Here is a 5,007-nt window from a genome sequence, read left to right as displayed (position 1 = left end):
CTGCGCAACGACTCCCGCATGGACGACCTGCTGGCCGAACAGCCGCTCTGGGCGGCGGTACGTCCCCCGACCTCAGCCGGCTGATCCCGGCGATCGGCCCCGAACTCGGCGCCCTCGAAGCCGGCCTGGTGCGGCGGATGCGCTTGCGGGAGGTGCTCGCCGACCCGAAGCTCGCCGCGCGGCTCACCCCGAGCATGTCGCTGATCGAGCAGTTGCTGCGCGACAAGAACAACCTGGACGGTGTTGCCCTGGCCAACGCCAAGGCGCTGATCCGGCGGTTCGTGGACGAGGTCGCCGAGGTGCTGCGTACCCAGGTGGAGAAGGCGACCGTCGGGCCGCTGGACCGCTCGGTCCCGCCGAAGCGGGTCTTCCGCAACCTCGACATCGACCGCACGATCTGGAAGAACCTCACCAACTGGAGCCCCGAGGAGGAGCGGCTCTACGTCGACCGCCTCTACTACCGCCACACCACGCGGAAGACGACGCCCCAGCGGCTGATCGTGGTGGTCGACCAGTCGGGCTCCATGGTCGACTCGATGGTCAACTGCACCATCCTGGCCTCCATCTTCGCCGGGCTCCCCAAGGTCGACGTCCACCTCGTCGCGTACGACACCAAGGCCCTCGACCTCACCCCGTGGGTGCACGACCCCTTCGAGACGCTGCTGCGCACCCAGCTCGGCGGCGGCACCGACGGCACGGTCGCCATGGCACTGGCCCAGCCGAAGATCGCGGAGCCCCGCAACACCGTCGTGGTGTGGATCTCCGACTTCTACGAATGGCGGTGCGAGCCGCTCTTCGAGTCCATGGCCGCCCTCCACCGGTCGGGCGTCAAGTTCATCCCGGTGGGCTCGGTGACCAGCTCGGGGCGCGGCAGCGTCAACCCGTGGTTCCGCGAACGCTTCAAGGACCTCGGTACGCCGGTCCTCTCCGGCCACATACGCAAGCTCGTCCACGAGCTGAAGAACTTCCTCACCTGAGTACGCGCTTTCCGCCCGGCTCCCTCCCGATCCCCGAAAGGCCCGACATGTCCGACCTGCTGCGCGCTCCCGCCGAGATCAAGTACGCCGAGGAGCTGGACTGGCTGGAATCGGTGGACGACGGCCCCAAGCCGTTCTCCTGGCGTCTGTCGCCGAAGATGGTCCGCCTGTTCGTCCTGGGCTCCGAGCGCGCCGACGGCCTCGACCGCGAGATCGCCCAGAAGTGGTTCGGCGACCGCAGTTTCGTGGAGCGCTCGATCGTCACCCTCGCCTCCGACCGCGGGCTGCTGCTGATCGGCGACCCGGGTACCGGCAAGAGCTGGCTGGCCGAGCTGCTCTCCGCCGCCATCAGCCGAAACTCCACGCTGGTGGTGCAGGGCACGGCCGGCACCACCGAGGACCACATCAAGTACTCCTGGAACGTCTCCATGGTGATAGCCAAGGGCCAGTCCCGGGAGTCGATGATCCCCTCGCCGATCATGACCGCGATGGAGACCGGCACCATCGGCCGCTTCGAGGAGCTCACCCGCTCCACCAGCGACGTCCAGGACGCGCTGATCTCCATCCTCTCGGAGAAGTACGTCTCCGTCCCCGAACTGGGAAGCGGTGAGGGCGACGACAACATCGTCTTCGCCAAGCCCGGATTCTCCGTCATCGCCACCGCCAACAGCCGCGACCGGGGCGTCAACGACCTCTCGTCCGCGCTCAAGCGCCGCTTCAACTTCGTCCGCATCCCGGTGGTGACGAACAAGAAGAGCGAGGCGGAGATCGTCCGCTTCCGCACCGAGGAACTGCTGCGCCGCCACCACATCGAGCTGGACGTGCCGCCGACACTGCTGGACGTGCTCCTGCAGAGCTTCGCCGACCTGCGTGCGACCGCCGCCGCGGCGGGCAGCGACGACGAGAAGCTGGAGTCCGCCCTCTCCAGCGCCGAGCAGATCGGGGTGCTGGAGGACGCCATCCTGCACAGCGACTTCTTCGGGGAGCGGCAGCTCACCGCCCGTACCCTCGCTTCCTCGCTCGTCGGATCGCTGGTCCGGCGGGAGCCCGAGGACCTGGCGATCCTCAACAAGTACCTGCACGGAGTCGTGGAGCCGCGCGGAAAGGAAGAGGGCGGCGCCTGGCCCGAGTTCCTGGAGGGCGGCCGGGACGCGCTCGCCACCCTGGCATGACGGACGCGGATCTCATCGACAGGACGAAGGAGGGGGACACCGTGCCGGAGACGGTCGTCGGGCAGCGGGGGAACACCGGTTTCGACTCGCTGCGCGGGCAGTTGAGCGAGGCGGCGGCGGCATTCGCGGACGGACCGGACGCGTTGGAGGGCATCCTCCTCGGGCTCGTGGACGACGTGGACCGCGCGGTGCGCGAGCCGCTGGAGATCTTCCCGGTCTGCCACCACTCGCCCGCCTCGGCTACCGCGATGGCGCGGCGGCTGCGGGAGAAGCGGCCGAAGGTCGTCTACCTGGAGCTGTGCGAGGACATGGCACCCCTCCTCACCGAGCTGCGCAACTGCCGGCTGCCGGTGGCGGTGCAGGCCTTCGCGAGCGAGGTCGAGGGCTTCCCCGCCTCGTGGGCCCCGCTCTCGGTGGTCGCGCCGATCACGGAGGCGTCCGCCGAGTACCAGGCCATCGCCTACGCACTGGACACCCCGGACGTCGAACTGGTCCTCGTCGACCGGTCGTCGGACCACGTCTTCCAGTGGCAGGCGCACGTGGAGCACACCGACGGCGAAGGAGCCGCCCCCGCCTCCGCCTCCGCGCCCGCCTCCGCCTCCGCGCCCGCGCCCGCCTCCGCCTCCGCCGACGAGGAGGAGGCCGCGCTGCACGGTGACGCGGTCGGCGTGGAGATCGGCGACCTGCGTCCGCGCTTCGCCGAACTGGAGGAGCACCTGCTGCACCACGGCAGGGTGCGGCACTGGTCGGAGTGGTGGCACCAATACGTCGAACTCCCGCTCGGCGACGCCGACCACGACACGTACCGGCAGGTCATGCTGCTGATCGGCAGCCTGTTCCGGCGCCTCGCGCCCGAGGACGCGCGCCGCACGCGCGTGGACGAGGACCGCGAGCGGTACATGTGGACCCGGATGCGGGAGCACCTGGCCGCGACCGGCACCGACCCCGCCGACTGCCTCTACGTCTGCGGCGCGTTCCACGCGGCCAGCCGGGTCGCCGAGTTCGGGGTGGCGGGCGCCGACGGCTTCGAGATCAGTCCGCCGAGCGGCACCGTCTGGAGTTACGGCCTCATCCCGTCCAGCCACACCGCCATCGAGGCGCAGTTCGGCCTCGCCCCGGGGTCGGTGTCGATCGCCGCGACCCAGTGGACGAAGAACCTCAAGCGCACCCGGGTGAAGCCCTTCCGGCTGGCCGGCCAGGCGGGCGCGCCGAAGGCCGCACCGACCGGTTCGAAGGTTCCGGCCCCCGTCCGGGCGGCGGAGAACGTCCCCGACCGGCTCTCCGGGTTTCTGCGGCAGCCGCCGGTACTGGACGGCCTGGACGAGGCTGAACTCCTCGGCTGGTCCGTGGAGATCGTGCGCGCCGCCCGCCGCAACGGATACCTCGCCTCCACCGCCGACGCCATCGCCGTCTTCGAGACCTCGATCCTGCTGGCCGGGATGCGCGACCGGGCCCGCCCCACCCCGTACGACTTCCAGGACGCGGCCGTCACCTGCGTCGAGAAGGACACCGTCCCCGGGCGCCGGGACGTGCGCCGGCTCGTGGAGATCATGATGGGCGGCGACCGGATCGGCCGGGTCGGTTACGACTCACTGCCGCCGCTCGCCCGCGACGTGCACGACCGGCTCGCCCCGCTGGGGCTCGACCTCCAGCAGCGCGGGGTGCGCCGGGCACTGCTCGACATGGCCTCCCGGCCCGAGCTGGAGCGCTGCTCCGACGTGCTGTGGATGCTGCGCCGGCTGATGCCCCAGGACACCGCCCGGCCGATCATGGGGGAACGGCGGCTCGGCGAGCGGTCCCGCCAGGAGTCCTGGGACCTCGCCCTCGGCACCAACCAACGCGCCCTGATCGAGCTGGGGTACGAGGGCGTCAGCATCGAACAGGTACTGGAACAGCGGCTGCGGAAGGCCGCGTACGCCCCGCAGGCGACCACCGCGATCGTGCTCGGGGCGGTGGAGGACGCCACGCTGCACCTGCGCGGCGGACGCCTCGCCGCCGAACTCGGCGCCCGGGCCCTGGAGGTGCTCACCACCGAGCGCGGCGTGGACGGCGCCCCCGAGGTGCTGAGCCGGATACGCCGGCTGCTGGCGTACTACCGCACCAGCGAGCCGGTGCTCCCGCCATGGATCGAATCCTTCGTCAAGGCCGGTTACGCGCACTACTGCACCCTGCTGCCGACCGCGTTCCACGACGAGGCGGCGACCGGCCGTCAGGTTGCCGCCACGCTGGGCTTCCTCTTCTCCATGGAGGGGCTGGCGCTCTCGCTCGGCTGCGACCGGACCCAGCTGGAGCTGGCCCTGGCCCAGTCCCACCCCGAGGAGCCCGCCCGGGTGGCCCTGCTTTGGGCGGCCCGGACGCACCTCGGTCAGCTCTCCCGGGAGGAGCTGCGCGAACGCTGCGACGGCCTCCTCGGCAACCCCCTGGTGGTGCCCGCCTACCCGCGCTACCTCAGCGGGTTCCTGCACGCCCTGGAGCCGGTGCCGCAACTCGCCGACTTCGTGGTGGAAGCCGTGTCGAACGCCTTCGCGCGGCTCCCCGACCGGGTGCTGCTGCCCTGGCTGCCGACGCTCATCACCACCCTGCGGGCCGAGGGCGCCGACCTCGCCCCGCTGCTGATTCGGGAGGCCGGGCGGATCTTCCCCGGGCGCCTCGACGAGCTGGACACCTTCGTACCGCCCTGGCGCGAGCCGCCGGAGGCGGCGGCGCCCCGGCGCCCCGGCACCGGTACCGCGGCGCGCACGGGCGTCGCGTTGGTCGCCGCTCACCCGGCGACCTGCGACGCGGTGGCCGCGCTGCTCGGGTGCGACGGTACGTACTTGTCCTGTCATGCCGTCAGCTTACCGACGGGTGAACGGAGC

Annotated in this window: 3 protein-coding genes; all 3 read left to right on the top strand. The window is 71.3% G+C overall.

The genetic code is table 11. From position 1 onward, the window contains the following. Positions 1-977 (top strand): vWA domain-containing protein (locus ACWD3D_RS33420; protein WP_451464469.1); only part of this gene is annotated, 977 nt, incomplete at its 5' end. 47 nt (positions 978-1,024) lie between these two features. Next, entirely contained in the window at positions 1,025-2,149 is a 1,125-nt protein-coding gene (locus ACWD3D_RS33415) for an ATP-binding protein (protein ID WP_451464468.1), read from the top strand. Then, on the top strand, positions 2,146-5,007 hold a 2,862-nt coding region (locus ACWD3D_RS33410), incomplete at its 3' end, for a hypothetical protein (RefSeq protein WP_451464467.1). The genes ACWD3D_RS33415 and ACWD3D_RS33410, both read left to right, overlap by 4 nt.

Source organism: Streptomyces sp. NPDC002690, assembly GCF_053592415.1.
This window is presented reverse-complemented; position numbering and strand designations above follow the sequence as displayed.